Source organism: Rhodoferax sp. GW822-FHT02A01 (assembly GCF_038784515.1).
In the GTDB taxonomy this organism is placed as follows: Bacteria; Pseudomonadota; Gammaproteobacteria; order Burkholderiales; family Burkholderiaceae_C; genus Allorhodoferax.
Genome location: NZ_CP152376.1, coordinates 5,101,558 through 5,120,423 on the forward strand (window position 1 = coordinate 5,101,558; position 18,866 = coordinate 5,120,423).

Annotated in this window: 17 protein-coding genes; 8 read left to right on the top strand and 9 right to left on the bottom strand. The window is 61.8% G+C overall.

All coding sequences use genetic code 11. The features are described from left to right. Window positions 1-5: 5 nt before the first annotated feature. The 3 genes from AAGF34_RS24145 to AAGF34_RS24155 are packed head-to-tail and all read right to left on the bottom strand — an operon-like array spanning window position 6 to window position 2,842. Window positions 6-845 carry a TatD family hydrolase gene (locus tag AAGF34_RS24145; RefSeq protein ID WP_342618253.1) on the bottom strand — a complete coding sequence of 280 codons (840 nt, stop codon included), beginning with the start codon at window positions 843-845 and terminating at the stop codon, window positions 6-8. Between the two features lie 10 nt (window positions 846-855). Further along, window positions 856-1,590, bottom strand: a complete 735-nt coding sequence (gene lolD / locus AAGF34_RS24150) for a lipoprotein-releasing ABC transporter ATP-binding protein LolD (protein WP_342618254.1) — start codon at window positions 1,588-1,590, stop codon at window positions 856-858. Next, a complete protein-coding gene (locus AAGF34_RS24155; protein WP_342618255.1) occupies window positions 1,583-2,842 on the bottom strand; it encodes a lipoprotein-releasing ABC transporter permease subunit in 1,260 nt (419 codons plus the stop codon). The genes lolD and AAGF34_RS24155 overlap by 8 nt, the downstream gene beginning before the upstream one ends. A 77-nt stretch (window positions 2,843-2,919) precedes the next feature. Between AAGF34_RS24155 and AAGF34_RS24160 the strand changes: the two genes are divergently transcribed. The 3 genes from AAGF34_RS24160 to AAGF34_RS24170 all read left to right on the top strand — a co-directional run bounded on the left by AAGF34_RS24160 (window position 2,920) and on the right by AAGF34_RS24170 (window position 7,498). Further along, complete coding sequence (locus AAGF34_RS24160; protein ID WP_342618256.1) at window positions 2,920-3,867, top strand: hypothetical protein; 948 nt, start codon at window positions 2,920-2,922, stop codon at window positions 3,865-3,867. A 16-nt stretch (window positions 3,868-3,883) separates the two neighbouring features. Next, entirely contained in the window at window positions 3,884-5,614 is a 1,731-nt protein-coding gene (gene recJ / locus AAGF34_RS24165) for a single-stranded-DNA-specific exonuclease RecJ (protein ID WP_342618257.1), read from the top strand. Window positions 5,615-5,731: 117 nt separating this feature from the next. Beyond that, a complete protein-coding gene (locus AAGF34_RS24170; RefSeq protein ID WP_342618258.1) occupies window positions 5,732-7,498 on the top strand; it encodes a methyl-accepting chemotaxis protein in 1,767 nt (588 codons plus the stop codon). A 16-nt stretch (window positions 7,499-7,514) separates the two neighbouring features. On the opposite strand, the gene AAGF34_RS24175 is transcribed toward AAGF34_RS24170, so the two are convergent. Further along, window positions 7,515-8,258 (bottom strand): ABC transporter substrate-binding protein, encoded by a 744-nt coding sequence (locus AAGF34_RS24175; RefSeq protein ID WP_342618259.1) that lies wholly within the window; start codon window positions 8,256-8,258, stop codon window positions 7,515-7,517. Between the two features lie 317 nt (window positions 8,259-8,575). On the opposite strand from AAGF34_RS24175, the gene AAGF34_RS24180 reads away from it, so the two are divergent. Further along, window positions 8,576-10,360, top strand: a complete 1,785-nt coding sequence (locus tag AAGF34_RS24180) for a methyl-accepting chemotaxis protein (RefSeq protein ID WP_342618261.1) — start codon at window positions 8,576-8,578, stop codon at window positions 10,358-10,360. 12 nt (window positions 10,361-10,372) lie between these two features. Here AAGF34_RS24180 and AAGF34_RS24185 read toward each other — a convergent pair whose 3' ends face one another. Then, a complete protein-coding gene (locus tag AAGF34_RS24185) occupies window positions 10,373-10,855 on the bottom strand; it encodes a GNAT family N-acetyltransferase (RefSeq protein WP_342618262.1) in 483 nt (160 codons plus the stop codon). Further along, window positions 10,852-12,243 (bottom strand): tRNA 5-hydroxyuridine modification protein YegQ, encoded by a 1,392-nt coding sequence (yegQ, locus tag AAGF34_RS24190; protein WP_342618263.1) that lies wholly within the window; start codon window positions 12,241-12,243, stop codon window positions 10,852-10,854. The genes AAGF34_RS24185 and yegQ overlap by 4 nt, the downstream gene beginning before the upstream one ends. Before the next feature lie 70 nt (window positions 12,244-12,313). On the opposite strand from yegQ, the gene AAGF34_RS24195 reads away from it, so the two are divergent. Beyond that, complete coding sequence (locus AAGF34_RS24195) at window positions 12,314-13,072, top strand: SDR family NAD(P)-dependent oxidoreductase (protein ID WP_342618264.1); 759 nt, start codon at window positions 12,314-12,316, stop codon at window positions 13,070-13,072. Between the two features lie 2 nt (window positions 13,073-13,074). Here the strand turns inward: AAGF34_RS24195 and AAGF34_RS24200 are convergent, their stop codons facing one another. Continuing rightward, window positions 13,075-14,262, bottom strand: coding sequence for an acetyl-CoA C-acyltransferase family protein (locus AAGF34_RS24200; protein ID WP_342618265.1), 1,188 nt, complete (start codon window positions 14,260-14,262; stop codon window positions 13,075-13,077). A 96-nt stretch (window positions 14,263-14,358) separates the two neighbouring features. Further along, complete coding sequence (locus AAGF34_RS24205; protein ID WP_342618266.1) at window positions 14,359-15,099, bottom strand: 2OG-Fe dioxygenase family protein; 741 nt, start codon at window positions 15,097-15,099, stop codon at window positions 14,359-14,361. A 135-nt stretch (window positions 15,100-15,234) separates the two neighbouring features. Here AAGF34_RS24205 and AAGF34_RS24210 point away from each other — a divergent pair, with 135 nt between their 5' ends. Together AAGF34_RS24210 and AAGF34_RS24215 are read left to right on the top strand one after the other, a co-directional pair. Continuing rightward, window positions 15,235-15,771, top strand: a complete 537-nt coding sequence (locus AAGF34_RS24210) for a hemerythrin domain-containing protein (RefSeq protein ID WP_342618267.1) — start codon at window positions 15,235-15,237, stop codon at window positions 15,769-15,771. Further along, the gene (locus AAGF34_RS24215) at window positions 15,771-16,382 is read left to right on the top strand and encodes a YitT family protein (RefSeq protein WP_342618268.1); all 612 of its coding nucleotides are present in this window, start codon (window positions 15,771-15,773) and stop codon (window positions 16,380-16,382) included. Before AAGF34_RS24210 ends, AAGF34_RS24215 begins: the two co-directional genes overlap by 1 nt. Here the strand turns inward: AAGF34_RS24215 and AAGF34_RS24220 are convergent. Beyond that, window positions 16,379-17,584 carry a serine hydrolase domain-containing protein gene (locus tag AAGF34_RS24220; protein ID WP_342618269.1) on the bottom strand — a complete coding sequence of 402 codons (1,206 nt, stop codon included), beginning with the start codon at window positions 17,582-17,584 and terminating at the stop codon, window positions 16,379-16,381. The two genes, AAGF34_RS24215 and AAGF34_RS24220, sit on opposite strands and share 4 nt — an antisense overlap. Before the next feature lie 207 nt (window positions 17,585-17,791). On the opposite strand from AAGF34_RS24220, the gene AAGF34_RS24225 reads away from it, so the two are divergent. Continuing rightward, the gene (locus tag AAGF34_RS24225) at window positions 17,792-18,826 is read left to right on the top strand and encodes an amino acid ABC transporter substrate-binding protein (protein WP_342618270.1); all 1,035 of its coding nucleotides are present in this window, start codon (window positions 17,792-17,794) and stop codon (window positions 18,824-18,826) included. The last annotated feature ends 40 nt before the right edge of the window (window positions 18,827-18,866 follow it).

Sequence of the window (18,866 nt, forward strand, 5' to 3'; positions counted from 1 at the left end):
GGGATTTATACCAGCAAGGCCGCGAGCCGGGGCAAGGCTGCGGTGGTGTTCTGCCAGCAGGCCCGCGCCAGCTCCTGCAGCCCCATGCCACGCAGCTGCGCCACGGTGGCGGCAATGCGTGGCAATTCGCCCGGCGTGTTGCGCCCTTGCGCGACGCCGGCGGCACGTTGCTCCGCTGTGGTGTACAGCCAGTGGGGTGGGATATCCGGCGCATCGGTCTCCAGCACCAGCGCGTCCAGCGGCAGGCTGGCAGCCAGGCGGCGCAGCTGGTTGGCGCGCTCAAAGGTGACTGCGCCGCCAAAGCCCAGCTTGAATCCCAGCTTGATGAACTCCTGCGCTTGTACCTCGCTGCCATTGAAGGCGTGGGCAATGCCGCTCCAGGGCTTGCTGGAAAAGTCGCGCAAGTGCTTGAGCAGCTTGTCGGCTGAGCGGCGCACATGCAGTACCACCGGTAAATTGTATTGACGGGCCAACTTGAGCTGGGCGCGGTAGAAGTGCTCCTGCTTTTCGCGCAAGGGGCTTTGCGTCAGGGCGGGCACAAAGTAGTCCAACCCGATTTCCCCCACGCCTACCAGACGCGGATCGTCGCGGTACTGCGCCAGCTGGGCATCCAGCAGGCGCAGGTCTTCCTCTTGCGCCTGCGCCACGTAAAGGGGATGGATGCCCATGCAGTAGCTGTCGCCAGTCTGGTGCGCCAAAGTGCGCACCGCTTCGAAGTTGGACACCTGCACGGCGGGAATGACGCAATGCACGACACCGTTTTGCGTGGCCTTGGCGCGGACCTGCAACACGTCACCCGAAAACTCAAAGGCATCGAGATGGCAATGGCTGTCTATCCATTGCATGGCAGGCCACTCAGGCAATGGACTGCAGTTTGCCCTGCACCAGCGACAGATGCCGGTCGCAACGCGCCGCCAAGCCGGAGTCGTGCGTGACCAGCACAAACGCCGTGCCATGGGCGCGTGCCAGCCCCAGCATCAGCGCAAACACGCCGTCAGCGGTATTGCGGTCCAGATTGCCGGTGGGCTCATCGGCCAGCACGCAGTCGGGCCGGGTCACCAGAGCACGGGCTATGGCCACACGCTGGCGCTCGCCGCCCGAAAGCTCGGCCGGGCGGTGCTGCAGCCGCCCTTGCAAGCCGACCTTGGTCAGCATGTCGGTCGCAGCCTGGATCGCCTCGGCCCGTGGCACACGGCGTATGGTCAGCGGCATGGCCACATTGTCCAGTGCGCTGAACTCCGGCAGCAGGTGGTGGAACTGGTAGACAAAGCCCAGATGCCGGTTGCGCAAGCGCCCCTGCTCAGCCGGATTCAATCCGGCCAGCTTCTGGCCACACAACACCACGCTGCCGCTGGAGGGCGCATCCAGCCCACCCAGCAGGTGCAGCAAGGTGCTCTTGCCGGAGCCAGAGGCACCTACGATGGCCAAGGTCTCGCCGCGTTGTACAGACAGGTCCACGCCCTGCAGCACGGTGACGTCCAGGCGTCCTTCTTCAAAGCGCTTGGTCAGCCCCTGGCACGACAGGATGGACGCATCCGTCTTGAGCGGCGCCGGGCCGTCCACACCGGGCTTGGCAGCTACATCACTCATAACGCAGCGCCTCCGCCGGATTGACGCGGCTGGCACGCCAGCTCGGGTAGAGCGTGGCCACAAAGGCCAGCACCAGGGAAATGAGCGTGATGGGCAGGATGTCGTTCATCTGGGGATCACTGGGCATGCGGCTGATCAGGTAAATGTCTTGCGGTAAAAAGGTTGCGCCCAGCGCATGCTCCAGCGCCGGCACGATCACGTCGATGTTGAACGCCACGCCCAGCCCCAGCAACAGACCGGCCAAGGTGCCGATGACGCCGACCATGGCGCCCTGCACCACGAAGATGCCCATGATGCTGCCCGGGCTGGCGCCCAGGGTGCGCAGGATGGCGATGTCAGCCCGCTTATCGGTGACCGTCATCACCAGCGTACTCACCAAATTGAAGGCAGCCACGGCCACGATCAGCGTGAGGATGATGAACATCATGCGTTTTTCCACCTGCACTGCGGCAAACCAAGTGCGGTTCTGGCGCGTCCAGTCGCGCACATACAGCTCGCCGGTCAAGCTACGCGCCAGGTCCGCTGCCACCGAGCGTGCCTGCTGCAGGTCGTGCAGCTTGAGGCGCACGCCGGTGGGACCTTCCAGGCGGAAGATGCGCGCGGCGTCCTGCCAGTGCATCATCAACAGCGCCGAGTCGTATTCAAAGTGGCCGGAGTCAAACGTCCCCGCCACTGTCATCTGCTTGAGGCGCGGCACCACACCCGCGGGTGTCACCTCGCCACTGGGCGCCACCAGGGTGACACGGTCGCCGGTGCGCACACCCAGGCTACGCGCCAGTTCGGCCCCCAGCACCACGCCGAATTCACCCGCCTTGAGCTGGTTCAGCACGGCTGCCTGCGGGCCAGCGGCCAGGTCGGTGACTTCATGCTCCAGCGCGGGGTCAATGCCACGCACCATCACGCCCTTCATGTCCTCGCCGCGCGCCAGCAGGGCTTGTGCCGCGATGAAGGGCGCAGCGCCCACTACCTGCGGATGCGCCTTGACTTCCTTGAGCGTGGTGGCCAAGTCCGGCAGCGCCTGGCCATTGGCGGCGTAGACCTCGATGTGGGAGACCACGCTGAGCATGCGGTCACGCACCTCTTTCTGGAAGCCGTTCATCACGCTCAGAACGATGATGAGCGCAGCCACGCCCAGGGCAATGCCCAACATGGATACGCCGGAGATGAAGGAGATAAAGCCGTTACGCCGTGTGGCGCGGCCCGCGCGCGTGTAGCGCCAGCCAATCAGCAACTCATAGGGAATTTGTTTCACGCCCTGATTGTGGCATCTGGCCGCCGCCTTTGCCTTTGCAGCACGGCTGCTTTGCAAAGCCGTGACAATACAGGCCCATGTCAACCCTGATTCCCTACGCCAAGCCGCCCCTGCAGCACTGCCTGCAGGCGCTGCCGCAACTGCAATTGCCCAACCTGCTGGCACTGCTGCGCCTGCTGCAACCCGGACAGCGCCACCAGGGCGAGGAAGATTCGCTCACCCCCCTGCCAGAAACACTGCGTGCCCAGGCCCTGGGCCTACCCGCTGCAGATGGGCTGGTGCCCTGGGCCGCGCTGCAAGCCCTGCAACTGCAGCTTCCCCCAGCGGGCCAAGATGAAGGCTGGGCCTGGCTAAGCCCCTGCCACTGGCAGGTCAACAGCGACCATGTCCGCATGGCCGACCCCGCCGACTCTCGCATCAGCGAAGCCGAGTCCCGCGCCCTGATGGAGACCATGCGCAGCTTTTTTGCCGAGGACGGAATCCAGTTGCACGAGGGGCATGACGGCCATTGGCTGGCACGCGGAGCCGTGTTCTGCGATCTGCAGACCGCGTCACTGGCACGCGCTGCCGGCGGTGCGGTCGACCACTGGCTGCCGCGCCAGCCGCAGGCGCGCAGCTTGCGCCGCTTGCAGAATGAAATGCAGATGCTGCTCTATACCCACCCGGTGAACGACGACCGCACAGCAGCCCATCTGCTGCCCGTCAATTCATTCTGGGTCAGTGGCACCGGCAGCTTGCCAGCAGGCTTTGTTCCCAACGCCATTGAAAACGATGCACACGTTACCGCTTTGCAGCAAGCCGCATTGCGGGACGATGCCGCTGCCTGGACGCAAGCCTGGCACGCCATCGACGGCAGCACCACGGCCGCCCTGCTGCAGCAAGCGCGCGCTGGCCAGCCGGTAGAGCTGACGCTGTGCGCAGAGAATAGCGCCCAGACCTATTCCCTGCAGCCGCGCAGCCTGTGGTCACGCATCACCCGCTCCCGTGGCCCTACCGACATCGCGGCACTGCTGCAAAACCTCTGATTTTTTTCGTCACACCATGCACATCACCACCCGCGACATACCGCCGCGCACCGTCTGGACCCTGGAGCAGGCCGGCATCCATCCCCTGCTGGCGCGGCTCTACGCCGCGCGTGGCGTCAAAGGTACCGAAGAGCTGGACGATGCGCTGTCGCGGCTGCTGCCGCCGGCATCGCTGCTCGGTGCCGACCAAGCCGCAGTATTTCTGGCCGATGCCATGGAGCAGAACAAGAAGCTGTGCATCGTGGCCGACTACGACTGCGACGGCGCCACCGCCTGCGCCGTAGCCCTGCGTGGCCTGCGCCTGCTGGGAGCGAAAAACGTGGACTATCTGGTGCCGGACCGTGTGGTGGACGGCTACGGCCTGACTGCCCCCATCGCACAGCGCGTGGCCGACAGCGGCGCCGATGTGTTGATCACCGTGGACAACGGCATCGCCAGCATGGACGGCGTGGCCCATGCCAAGAAGCTGGGACTGCAGGTGCTGGTCACCGACCACCATCTGCCCGCCGCCAACGGCAAGACCGGCGCCATTGAGTTGCCCGCTGCCGACGTCATCGTCAACCCCAATCAGCCGGGCGACAGTTTCGAGAGCAAGTCGATGGCGGGTGTGGGTGTGATGTTCTATGTGCTGCTGGCGCTGCGCAGCGAGCTGCGGGCGCGCGGGATCTTCGACGCCAGCAACCAGCCCAAGCTGGATACGCTGCTTCCGCTGGTGGCGCTTGGCACCGTAGCGGACGTCGTCAAACTGGACGCCAACAACCGCCGTCTGGTGGCGCAAGGGCTCAAGCGCGTGCGCGCCGGTGCCATGCCGGCCGGTCTGTCAGCCCTGTTCAGCGCGGCGGGCCGCAATGCACGCGCTGCTACCACCTTTGACTTTGGCTTTGCCCTGGGGCCGCGCATCAACGCCGCCGGCCGCCTGTCGGACATGACCCTGGGCATCGAATGCCTGATCACCGATGACGCCGCACGGGCCGACGAGCTGGCCAAGATGCTGGACGGCATCAACCGCGAGCGCCGCGTCATCGAAGGCGATATGCGCGACCAGGCCATGGATATCGTGGAGTCGCTGTTTGATGAGGATGACGAGCCACCACCTGCGGTGTGCGTGTTCGACCCGGACTTTCACGAAGGCGTGGTGGGCATCGTGGCTTCGCGCATCAAGGACAAGCTGCACCGCCCCAGTTTCGTATTTGCTGCAAGCCAGGCACCGGGCAAGGAGCACGAGCTCAAAGGTTCAGGCCGCAGCATTCCGGGCTTCCATTTGCGTGACGCGCTGGACCTGGTGGCCAAGCGCTACCCCGGCGTTCTGCTGCGCTTTGGCGGCCACGCCATGGCGGCCGGCTGCACCATCCACGAGGATGGTCTGGATGCTTTCGAGCAAGGCCTGACCGAAGTGGCCCAGGAGTGGCTGGACGCCGCCACGCTCACCCGCCGCCTGGAAACCGATGGCCCGCTGGAGCCGCAGTACCTGCGCGTGGACTTGGTGGACACCTTGCACAAGGAGGTTTGGGGCCAGGGCTTTGCGCCACCTACCTTCAGCGAGGAAGTGGAGGTCGTGTCACAGCGACTGGTCGGTGAGAAGCATCTGCAACTCAAGCTCAAACACCAGGGCCAGCCCGTAGACGGCATCTGGTTTGGCCACACCGAGCAGTTGCCGCCTCGGGTCAAGCTGGCATTTCGGCTGGATGCAGACGAGTGGAATGGGGTGCGTAGAGTGCGCTTTCTGGTCGAGGGTGCAGAAGTCTGAAGACACGTCTTTGAGAGCTCGAATTGGTACTCTACCGGGTGTAATATCACTCGTAGTTGGGCACGCTGGAACGCCACACTGTGCGGTGTCCATCGATAAAAAAATGGGGATATCAAAATGAACAGCATCTACTCCAAAATGAAAGTCGGCCAGCGCCTGTCGCTGGCCTTCGCACTCATCATGGTGCTTTCCATGGCTTCGCTGTTGATTGCGATTCAGCGCCTGAGCCAGGTAGGCGAATCCACCCGCGACATGATGGCTGGCCCTTTGATGGCGGAACGACTCGCTTCAGATTGGAACCGCAATATTTCCGCGGGCGTGCGCCGTACAGCGGCCATTGCCCGCAGCAGCGACCCCTCACTGGCAGACTATTTCAAGCAGGACCAGGAAGAGTCCACCAAGATGTCAGGCGAAATGCAGAAAGCCTTGGAGCCGCTTATGGACCTGCCGGAAGAGCAGCGTCTGTTCAAGGAGATTGGCGACCTGCGTAAGGTCTATTTGGAGACTCGCAATGAAATTGTGGGTCTGAAGAAGGATGGCAAGGCCGATGAGGCACTCAAGCTGATGGAGGAAAAGTTCACGCCCGCTTCCAAGCTGTATCTGAGCAAGATCGGCGAACTGCTGCAGAACCAGCGTGACCAAGTCAATGCCTTTGCCAAGAAGATCGACCAGAACTACGAGTCCAGCCGCAATCTGTTGATCGCGCTGGGCGTGATCGGACTGGCCATCAGCGTATTCCTGGCCTGGACGCTGTCCTCCTCCATCACCAAGCCCCTGACGCAAGCCAATGCGCTCGCAACACAGGTCGCAGCCGGTGACTTGACTGTGCACATCGATGCTAGCGGTCGCGATGAAATCAGCACCCTGCTACAGAGTCTTCAAGCCATGCAAGGCAGTCTGGTGCAAGTGGTGAGCAAGGTGCGTGTGGGTTCCGAAGGTGTTGCAACTGCGAGTTCGGAAATCGCCCAGGGCAACCAGGACTTGAGTTCGCGCACCGAAAGCCAGGCCAGCGCTTTGGAAGAAACCGCTGCCAGCATGGAAGAACTCTCGAGCACCGTCAACCAGAACGCCGACTCCGCTCGCCAGGCCAACCAGTTGGCGATCAACGCATCTACCGTCGCCGTACAAGGCGGTGCCGTGGTCGGTCAGGTGGTGGAGACCATGAAAGGCATCAACGACTCTTCGCGCAAGATCAGCGACATCATCAGCGTCATCGACGGCATTGCCTTCCAGACCAATATCCTGGCGCTCAACGCTGCGGTGGAAGCAGCACGTGCGGGCGAACAGGGCCGCGGCTTTGCCGTGGTCGCCAGCGAAGTGCGCTCCTTGGCCGGACGCTCGGCCGAAGCGGCCAAGGAGATCAAGAGCCTGATCAACGCCAGCGTGGAACGGGTCGAACAAGGCACCGCACTGGTGGATCAGGCCGGAACCACCATGGCCGAAGTGGTGAGCAGCATTCGCCGCGTCACCGACATCATGGGAGAGATCAGCTCAGCCAGCAGCGAGCAGGCCGCTGGGGTATCCCAGGTCGGAGAAGCTGTCAACCAGATGGACCAGGTGACCCAGCAGAATGCCGCACTGGTTGAGCAGATGGCCGCCGCGGCCAGCAGCCTCAAGTCGCAAGCCCACGATCTGGTGCAGGTGGTCTCTACCTTCAAGCTCTCGGCCAAGGATACCTTGCAGGCCACGGCCCATGCCAAACCGTTACCGCACTTCGCTCCCAAGAACGCTGCACAGCCTGCGCGTGCACCTCAGCCGCTGGCCAGCAAGACAGCCAAGCCGACTGCGTCCAAGGCTGCCGCCCCCCGATCGCTCCCGCAGCCCAAGCCGGTGACGACTGCACAGGCTACCAAGACCAGCGACGACGAGTGGGAGACCTTCTGAGCCATACCCGCAGCTTCTAGCGGAGCTGGTATTTGCTATCGATACGCTTCAACGCCCCGCTGGCGGCCAGTTGCCTGAGTGCGTCCCGCACCTTCTCAACGATCTGCGGCGGCGTGTTGGGTGAGAAGAAAAAGTACCGTCCCATGACGCGGACCGGTGTTGGCAAAATACGGAACTTTTCCGCAAACTGAGGCAGCCGCATCACATTGACGCTCACAGCCTCGCCTGCAAAAACAAAACGCCCACGCCCGAACATCAGCTTCTGAAAGTTGGCAATCGGATCAGGAGCGCCCAAATCGGTGTGGAGATTTGGCTGTTCACCCAACCAGGTGTTCTGGCCTGAACCTGAATAGGCCAATATCGTGTTGTCTGCGCCAAGTTTGCGAATGTCATCCAATGTGGCGTCGACAATTGGGTCATCCTTGCGCACGATCAGCACGTCGCGCACGCTGTAGACAGGAATATCAATCATGCGCAACTGCGCATTTCTTTCCGGGGTCGGCGTGGCGCACAGCAGCAAGTCATATGTTCCCCGACGGGTACCTATCTCGATTCGCTTCAAGGGCACGTTCTTCACGACCACAAAATGGAGATCGCTGGCGACTCGTTCGATGGCTTTGAGCACATCGATACATAGGCCCTTCGCCTCGTCGTTTTCAACATAAAACTTCGGGGGCGATTCGTAGATCGGCGTCACCACATTGGCTGCAAGGGATGCATGCATGATCGCGACAAGAGAAAGGGCCATCAGACTGTTCATCGTGCTCCATCACCTCTTGTCGTATGTCAATTATTCGGTTGGCCGCGCCGGCACCTGAAAGCGCACCGGGCCGTACTCGAGCACGCGAAGCTTATTCCCACTTTGCCCTGGTGCACAAGGAATTCCTAATTTCCTTACCCCCAATTGGCGTTGCGAGGTGTAACCCACTTCGCGGTGAGCTTCGTACTCCCTTGAATAATTGCCCTCGGTATCTTGGATGCCGCCCCCCACCCGATAAAAGGTGACTTCGTGAAAGCTATGCAGCACACTTGCACCTACACGAGCATTTTTCTTGTTCAACAACCAGATGAGGGGGCATGGCAATGGATCGGATTTATTCAACACTCAAGGTTGGCCAACGCCTGTCGGTGGCCTTTGCGCTCATCATGGCGCTGTCATTGGTTTCCATGCTGATTGCGATTCAGCGCCTCAGCCAGGTGGGGCAATCCACCCGCGACATGATGGCGGAGCCGCTCAAAGCGGAACGGTTGGTTTCGGACTGGAATCGCAATATCGCTGCCGGCGTTCGCCGCACGGCAGCAATTGCCCGCAGCAGCGACCCCGCTTTGGCGGACTACTTCAAGCAGGATCAGGAAGAGGCCACCAAGATATCCAGTGAGTTGCAAAAGGCGCTGGAACCTCTCATGAATTCTGCCGAAGAGAAGCGCCTGTTCCAGGATATTGCCGATGTGCGAAAGGCCTTTCTCGATGCACGCAATGAAATCGTCGCACTCAAGAAAGACGGCAAGGCCGATGAGGCCATCAAGCTGATGGACGAGAAGTTCACGCCAGCCTCCAAGCTCTATATCAGCAAGTTGGGGGACTTGCTTCAAAACGAGCGTGACCAAGTCAATGCCTTTGCCAAGAAGATCGACCAGAACTACGAGTCCAGCCGCAATCTGTTGATCGCGCTGGGCGTGATCGGACTGGCCATCAGCGTATTCCTGGCCTGGACGCTGTCCTCCTCCATCACCAAGCCCCTGACGCAAGCCAATGCGCTCGCAACACAGGTCGCAGCCGGTGACTTGACTGTGCACATCGATGCCAGCGGTCGCGATGAAATCAGCACCCTGCTACAGAGTCTTCAAGCCATGCAAGGCAGTCTGGTGCAAGTGGTGAGCAAGGTGCGTGTGGGTTCCGAAGGTGTTGCAACTGCGAGCTCGGAAATCGCCCAGGGCAACCAGGACTTGAGTTCGCGCACCGAAAGCCAGGCCAGCGCTTTGGAAGAAACCGCTGCCAGCATGGAAGAACTCTCGAGCACCGTCAACCAGAACGCCGACTCCGCTCGCCAGGCCAACCAGTTGGCGATCAACGCATCTACCGTCGCCGTACAAGGCGGTGCCGTGGTCGGTCAGGTGGTGGAGACCATGAAAGGCATCAACGACTCTTCGCGCAAGATCAGCGACATCATCAGCGTCATCGACGGCATTGCCTTCCAGACCAATATCCTGGCGCTCAACGCTGCGGTGGAAGCAGCGCGTGCGGGCGAACAGGGCCGCGGCTTTGCCGTGGTCGCCAGCGAAGTGCGCTCCTTGGCCGGACGCTCGGCCGAAGCGGCCAAGGAGATCAAGAGCCTGATCAACGCCAGCGTGGAACGGGTCGAACAAGGCACCGCACTGGTGGATCAGGCCGGAACCACCATGGCCGAAGTGGTGAGCAGCATTCGCCGCGTCACCGACATCATGGGAGAGATCAGCTCAGCCAGCAGCGAGCAGGCTGCTGGGGTATCCCAGGTCGGAGAAGCTGTCAACCAGATGGACCAGGTGACCCAGCAGAATGCCGCACTGGTTGAGCAGATGGCCGCCGCGGCCAGCAGCCTCAAGTCGCAAGCCCACGATTTGGTGCAGGTGGTCTCTACCTTCAAGCTCTCGGCCAGCGATACCTTGCAGGTCACGCACCAACGCGCCCCTGCGCCCAAGCCCGCGCCAAAGTCTTTGCCCAAGGCCGTTGCGCAGCCGGGCCGTGCGCCCCAGGCTCTGGCCGGCAAATCTTCCAAACCTCCCATGGCCAAGGCCAGCGCACCCAAGTCCTTGCCACAACCCAAGGCCGTGGCAACCGCGCAAGCAGCCAAGACGAATGACGATGAATGGGAGACTTTTTAAGGTCCGGCAGGGCTACATTGCCGGTGCAGGCAATTGCAGGCACATGAAGACACTGAAAGGGTCTTCCACGTAGTCTGCAAAGGGACCGCAATAGCCAAAGCCATGGCGCTCATACAGGGCGCGCGCTGGCGCAAAGGCCGGCGCGGTGCCGGTTTCCAGATACAGCCTGTCGTATCCACGATCCCGCGCCACCTGCACGATGTGCGCCAGCACGCGGGCAGCCACGCCTTTGCGCAGATGGGCCGCCACGGTACGCATGGACTTGACCTCGGCCTGCGTGGCGTCCAGTTCCTTGAGTGCGCCACAACCCAGCAATGTTTCGCCGTCCCACGCGGACCAGAAGGTGATCTCTGGCTTGCGCAGTCCGTCCAGGTCCAGCGCGTGCACACTCTCCGGTGGCGAATGCGCGAACATGCTGGCCCTGTGCGCCTGCAACAACGCAATGATTTGCGCGCCGCGCAAATCGTCCTGCCTGATCTGCATGGGCGTGCTCATGCGATCACCGCCCTTCGGGGTGCAGGCGCAGGTGCCTGCAGGTAGCGCGCCACAAAGGCACCGACTGCGGTCTGCGGCAGATCGATCCAGACGGTGTGACCACTGCCCAGCGCGGACTGCACCGGCTCGCCCTCGGCGTTCTGCATGCGCTGGATCTGCACATCAAAGTTGCCACTGGGGTGGATGATCTCCAGCGTGTCGCCCACCGAGAACTTGTTGCGGGCATTGACTTGCACCATGCCGCGCGCCGCATCGAAGGCCACTGCGTCCCCCACATAAAGACTGCGACCCGATTCGGAATAACCGCGCAGATAGTTCTGGGTTTCTTCGGGCGTGTGGCGCTGGAAGAAGCCGGAGGTATAGCCGCGGTTGGCCAGGCCTTCGAGTTGCCCCAGCAGGGCCGGGTCCAGCTCGCGTCCAGCCACCGCATCGTCAATCGCCTTGCGGTAGGCCTGGGCGGTTCTGCATACGTAGTAGGGGCTCTTGGTACGCCCTTCGATCTTGAGCGAGTCGATGCCGATATCCACCAGCCGCTTGACGTGCTCGATGGCGCGCAGGTCCTTGGAGTTCATCACGTAGGTGCCGTGCTCATCCTCCTCGATGGGCATATAGCTGCCCGGGCGCTGGCTCTCTTCGATGAGGTAGACGCCGGACGGATGGGCGCTGCCCGAATCCTGCGAGGAAGCGCCGCAACTGCCACAGCCAGAATCGCGTGCGCCCGCCGCTGTGGGCGTGAGGATGTCGCCGGACGCGTCTTCCACACCCTGCAATGTCTTGTAGTCCCAGCGACAGGAGTTGGTGCAGCTGCCCTGGTTGGCGTCGCGGTGGTTGAAGTAGCCCGAGAGCAGGCAGCGGCCCGAGTAGGCGATGCACAGCGCACCGTGCACGAAGACTTCCAGCTCGGTGTCCGGACATTCCTGGCGGATGCGTTCCACCTGGTCGAGCGAGAGTTCGCGCGACAGGATGACGCGGGCAATGCCCACGCTCTTCCAGAACTTCACCGCGGCAGAGTTCACCGTATTGGCCTGCACCGATAGGTGGATTTCCATCTCTGGCCAAGCCTCGCGCGCCATCATGATCAAGCCGGGATCGGACATGATCATGGCGTCGGGCTTCAAGGCAATGACCGGATTCATATTGGCCACATAGCTCTTGAGCTTGTTGTCGTGCGGATAGATGTTGGACACCAGATAGAACTTGTTGCCTAGCGCATGGGCCTTGGCGATGCCCTCGCCCAGCGTGGCCAAGTCGCCGAAATCGTTGTTGCGCACGCGCAGGGAATAACGCGGCTGCCCGGCGTAGACGGCAGTGGCACCAAAGGCAAACGCGGTCTCCAGCATGGACAGAGAACCGGCTGGGGCGAGGAGTTCGGGGGTCTTGACTTGCATGCTGCGATTATCCCAGCGTCCACTGAAAGGCAAAATGCGGTGCTTCAACCCGGAACCAAGGCGCTGCACCATGAAAAAACACCTCACCATCCTGACCGGCGCGTCCCGTGGCATGGGACTGGCGCTGGCCGAGCAATTGCTGACCCCAAACGCCCTGCTGCTCTGCATCTCAAGAAACTCCAACACGCAAATGGCTCAACAGGCTGGCACCTGCGGCGCCGAGCTGCTGCAGTGGCAGGCTGACCTGAGTGACGCGGCACCTGTGGCGCAGCGGGTAGGCGACTGGCTGTTGGCACTGGACACCGATACGCTGGCCAGTGCCACCCTCATCAACAACGCGGGCGTGATTCCGGCGCTCACGCCCTTGCGCGAGGGCGAAGCGACCGAGCTGGCCCGCGCCCTGCGCGTAGGCCTCGAAGCGCCCATGCTGCTGTGCGGCGCCTTTCTGGGCGCGACCCAGCACTGGGCCCAAGTCCCGCGCAAGGTGCTGAATATTTCCTCGGGACTGGGTCGTCGCGCCATGGCATCGTCGGGCGCCTACTGCGCGGCCAAAGCTGGCATGGACCATTTCACCCGTTGCCTGGCACTGGAGGAAGCGTTGCTGCCACACGGCGCGCGCGTCTGCTCATTGGCGCCCGGCGTGATCGATACCGACATGCAGGTACAACTGCGCAGTGCAAATGCCGCACAGTTTCCCGACCAGGGTGGTTTTGCCGCCCTCAAAGAAAAAGGCCAGCTCACCAGCCCTGCCGATGCGGCAAGGCGGTTGCTGGCCTATCTGGCCCGACCCGACTTTGGCGCCGAGCCGGTGGCAGATGTCAGGAACTGAACTTACAGACGCTCAAACACGCAGGCAATGCCCTGGCCACCGCCAATGCACATGGTCACCAGGCCGTACTTGCCGCCAATGCGTTGCAGCTCATAGATCAGCTTGGTGGCGATGAACGCGCCGGAGCAGCCGATGGGATGACCCAGGGCGATGGCACCGCCGTTGGGGTTGGTCTTGGCCATGTCCAGGCCCAGGCCGCGGGAAACAGCAATGGCTTGTGCGGCAAAAGCTTCGTTGCTTTCGATCACGTCCATCTGGTCCAGTGTCAGGCCGGCCTTCTTCAGGGCCAACTTGGACGCGGGGATGGGGCCTTCACCCATGATTTCGTTGGGCACACCGGCCACGGCGTAAGACACCAGGCGGGCGATGGGCTTGTGGCCAGCCGAGGCGGCCACATCAGCATCGGCCAGCACGAAGAAGGCTGCACCGTCGTTGATGCCGGAGGCATTGCCGGCAGTCACGGTACCGCCTTCCTTCTTGAACGCGGGCTTGAGCTTGGCCAGCGACTCCAGGGTGGTCTCGGGCTTGACGTGTTCGTCGGTGTCGAACACCACTTCGCCCTTGCGGGTCTTCTTCACGATGGGAACGATCTGGGACTTGAAGCGGCCTTCTGCGATGGCAGCAGCCGCACGGCGGTGCGACTCCACCGACAGTGCGTCCTGCTCTTCACGGGTGATGCCCCATTTGGTCACCAGGTTTTCTGCCGTCACACCCATGTGGCCCACGCCGAACGGATCGGTCAGGGTGGCCACCATGGTGTCAATCATCTTGGTGTCGCCCATGCGTGCGCCATTGCGCATGGCAGTGGACAGGTAACCGGCGCGGCTCATGACTTCCACACCGCCACCGATGCCGTATTCGCAGTCGCCCAGCAGGATGTTCTGTGCCGTAGTGACGATGGCCTGCAGGCCGGAAGAGCACAGGCGGTTGAGCGCCATGGCCACCGACTCATTGGACAGGCCAGCCTGGATGGAAGCGACGCGTGCCACATAGGGAAAGCGGCTTTCCGTGGGGATGGTGTTGCCGACAGTCACGTAGTTGATGACCTTGGGGTCCACGCCGGAACGGGCAATCGCCTCCTTCATCACGGTGCCGGCCAGCTCGCAGGGCTCGATGTCTGCCAAAGCTCCACCGAAAGTACCAATGGCCGAACGGGCTGCGCCCAACACTACAACTTCACGCTTGCTCATGTTTTGTCTCCTGATTGCTTGAAATGGGTTACGGAAAAAAAGAACAGGTCTGCGGCCGGAAATTCTGATCGTGCTTCCGTACCACTGGCTTACATATTAGGCCTCTGACTGAAAACCGCCTGAACGCAAGGTGACAACCAGCGTGTCGCGGTGACCGCTGGGCTCCAGGGGTTGGATGGGCGTGCTTTCGTGGATCACGCGCGCGTCGTCCAGCAGCAGCACCGACCAGGGCTGCGACAGGGTGAAGCGCTGCCCCTTGGGGCCATCCGCCTCAAACACCCGGGTTTCGCCACCTTTGACACCCGCGCGCTCCACCATGAAGACAGCCACCATGTCCACCCCATCGCGGTGCGCGCCTTCGGGTGTGGGGCGGCCAATGCCGTCGGTGGTATCGATGCGGAACTGGTGCGCCTCAACAAACCAGGGTTGCTGCCCCTTGAGGTCCGAGCACACCCGCCCCAGCCAGACCAGCAGTTGCGACCAGGCCGGTTGCTCCACCAGTGCGGCGTGCATGGGCTCAAAGTGCCGCTCCAGTCCACCGTGCAGGGCGTTGTATTCCAGCGGTTGCCAGTGCGGACGGTGCGGCACCTGGGTGGCTTGATCGCCGTTCACCACAAAGCAGCTGTGGCGCCTGCGCCGGTAGCGTCCGCCGTCGCGCAGATAGCCGTCAGGCGGCAAGTCATTCCATTCGGGGCGCCAGGCCATCAGCTCCGGCATGGAAGCGTGGCTGAGCTCAGCCACTTGTTCAGCGCTGAGCACGGCAAAACCTTGCAACTGCAATATGCGGCCCAAATCGGCGCTGCGGTCCAGGACAGGGGGCGAAAATGTGAGGGACATAAAATAGGTGACTGGCGAACAGCCGATCATTATCCGTCGGCCCAAGCGGCCGATTGCTCAGTGCACGTGACCTACATCAAGGTCTGGCGCCGGCAGACCACGTAAAGTCACCTCCTCAGTTTTGGAGAAGCACATATGCAAGCAACCGCGGACCGTAAGACCATGCAATGGACACCCACCCTGGCGTTGGATATGCCGATGATGGACGACACCCACGAAGAATTTATCGCCCTGCTGGCAGCGGCCGTGGAAGCGCCCGATGAGACGCTTCTGTCCCGCTGGGCTGAACTGATAGACCACACCCAGGAGCATTTCGACCGTGAGGACCAGTGGATGCAGGCCACCGGTTTTTCCGCGGAGAACTGCCACGCAACCCAGCACAACATCATCCTGCAAGTGATGCGTGAAGGCGGCAAGCGTGGCCTGCAAGGCGAACTGGACCTGGTGCGCCAGATGGCACACGAGCTGGGCCTGTGGTTCGTCAACCATGTGCAAAGCATGGATGCCGGGCTGGCCCTGCATTTGCGTTCTGCCGGCTTTGATCCAGCCACGGGTGAAATGAGTCAACCATCCGCTCTACCTGCCGAACAGATCCATGGCTGCGGTGGAGGCACTTGTGGCTCATCGGCGGGCGCGCCGGAAGTGCCGGCCAACACGGCTGTTACAGCCTGATGCAGGACGCCCCCGCCGACCTGCGCCACCGTCCCCATGAGGACGTCCAGGCCCTGATTACGGGCACATTGTTTGTAGCGCTGGGCGTGGTGATGTTCGGTCGCACCGGACTGCTGACCGGCGGCACGGCGGGCGTTGCGTTCCTGATCCATTACGCCACCGGCTGGAACTTCGGGCTGGTGTTCTTCCTCATCAACTTGCCCTTCTACGGTCTTGCCTTCCAGCGCATGGGCAGGGTATTCACCCTCAAGACCTTCGTGTCGGTGGCCCTGCTGGCGAGCATCAGCAACCTGCTGCCGCAGTGGATTTCCCTAGGCGCCATCAACCCCGTGTTTGCCAGTGTGGCCGGTGGTCTGCTCATGGGCACTGGCATGCTGATCCTGTTCCGGCACCAGGCCAGCCTGGGCGGCTTCAATGTGCTGGCACTGTATCTGCAGGAGCGCTACGGCTGGCGCGCAGGCTTCATACAGATGGGGCTGGACTGCGCCATCGTGGCGCTGGCTTTTGCCGTGACCGACTGGTGGCATATTGCCCTGTCCATTCTGGGCGCCGTGATGCTCAACCAGACCCTGGCCCTCAACCACCGCAAGGGCCGCTACGTGGCCATCTAATCCAGCAACGCAGCGTACACCATGGCCCGAAACCTCGGGCGATAGATGTCACGCTGGTTGGGTGCCTGGGTCAGCAGAATCGCAAACAGCTCCTTGGCTGGGTCCACGAAGAAGGTGGTTCCACCAATGCCACCCCAGCTGTACAGGCCGGCTGAACCCGGTTGCGGATCCAGCCCGTCCTGCAGTTTGACGGAAAAGCCCAAGCCGAAGCCCACGCCCTGTGCCAGCATGTAGCCCGAACGCTGGGTGAAGTGCTGGGCCATCTGCCCCAGGTGGTCCGTAGTCATGTTGCGCACCGTGTTGGGCATGAGAATGCGATGCCCCTGCAGCTCGCCGCCATTCTGCAGACACTGCAGAAAGCGGGCGTAGTCGCCCACGGTGGACACTAGGCCAGCGCCACCGGATTCCATGGGATAGGGTTGGCGAATATCAATGAGTTCCACAGGCGCGCCCGTATCGGGGCACACGGCGAACGGCTCCGCAATGCGGTGTTGCTGCGCTGGCTCCACATGGAAGACGGTGTCCGCCATGCCCAGGGGGTCCAGGATGTTTTGTTGCAGGAACGCGCCCAGCGTCTGCCCAGTCACGGCTTCGATCAGGCTGCCCAGCAAGTCGGTTGCACGGCTGTAGCCGAAGGTGGTGCCCGGCTCGAACATCAGCGGCAGGGTGGAAAGCACCTGGGAGAACTCACGATTGGTCTTCTTGCGCGACCACAGGTCGGCTTGTGCATACAGCTGCTGCACCGGCTCGGTTCCTAAAATCTCGTAGGTCAGCCCGGAGGTATGGCGCAGCAAGTCCTGCACCGTCGGTGCAATGCGCGGCCTGTGCTTGACGGGTTGCCCATCCACCAGCGAAACCACCTGCACGTCCGTGAATTCGGGCAGGTACTTCCAGATCGGATCGCCCAACAAAACCCGCCCTTGCTCGGCGAGCATCATCACCGCTACCGAGACAATCGGTTTGGTCATGGAATAGATGCGAAACAGCGAGTCCGGCGACATGGCAGTGCCGGTGTTCGCATCCTGCATGCCTACGCTGCTTTGGAGCACCACCTTGCCACGACGTACCACCATCGCCACCGCACCCGGCAGGTGTCTTCGATTGGAAGCATCCGACAACATGGCGTCGATGCGTTGCAGGCGTGCGGGCACAAAGCCCAAGGACTCAGGGGCGGCGGTGTCAAACAGTGAGTGGCTGGTCATTCGGATTTTCCAATGTGGAGGCGTATGGCATGTTTTCTGCTTTTGGAAATTTACCAAGAGTTTGCGGCAAATTAGCTCATAACTATTTTGCATAATTTTCAAGAGTAAACCCTGAGCGTAGGGCAAGTAACATGCCGCTACATTCACCTCGTTGGTGCACCCAGAGGTGCCGCGTCGAAACATTAGTCAACACAGGAGTATTACTACATGACTATGAAATCACTGAAGATCGTTGCTGCCATTGTGGCCACCATGGGTACTTTGGTTGCCAGCCCGGCGTTTGCCGGCAAGACCCTGGACGCCATCAAGGCGCGCGGGCAAGTGATTTGCGGCGTAAACACCGGTCTGGCTGGTTTCGGTGCTGCTGATTCTGGTGGCAAGTGGACCGGTCTCGATGTGGATATCTGCCGCGCGGTGGCTGCAGCCACCCTGGGAGACGGCGAAAAGGTGAAGTACGTCCCGCTGAATGCACAGGCCCGCTTCACCGCGCTGCAATCCGGCGAAGTTGACATCCTGTCGCGCAACACCACATTCACCCTGACCCGCGATGCGTCCCTGGGCCTGAGCCAGACAGCCGTGACTTACTACGATGGCCAGGGCTTCATGGTTACGGTCAAGAGCAAGATCAAGAGTGCCAAACAGCTTAAGGGCCAAACCGTTTGCGTGCAGTCCGGCACCACGACCGAGAAGAATCTGACCGACTTCTCCAAGGCCTCCGGCCTGGGCATCAAGCCTGTGGTGTTTGAAAAACTGGAAGCTGCGGAGGGCGCCTATTTCTCCGGTCGTTGCGTGGCTTATACAACCGACGCATCCGGCTTGGCGTCTACCCGCAACAAGGTTGCCAAGAATCCCGCCGACCATGTGATCTTGCCGGACCTGATCTCCAAAGAGCCCCTGGGTCCCATGGTGCGCCGTGGCGATGACGAGTGGACCGCTATTGTCAAATGGACCATCTACGGTCTGCTGGAAGCCGAAGAATACGGTGTGACCGCAGCCAACGTGGATGAACAAAAGGCCAACAGCAAAGACCCCATCGTGGGCCGCTTGCTTGGATCCACTGAAGACACCGGCAAGCTGCTGGGTCTCGACAAGGAATGGCTGGCACGTGCCATCAAGACCACGGGCAACTACGGTGAAATATTCGAACGCAACGTAGGTCCCAAATCGGCCCTGCAATTACCGCGTGGCCTGAACAACCTGTGGAACAAGGGCGGCGTCCAGTACGCACCACCCTTGCGCTAATTCACCCACACGCACAGGGCCAGCGGCCTTGGCATATCCC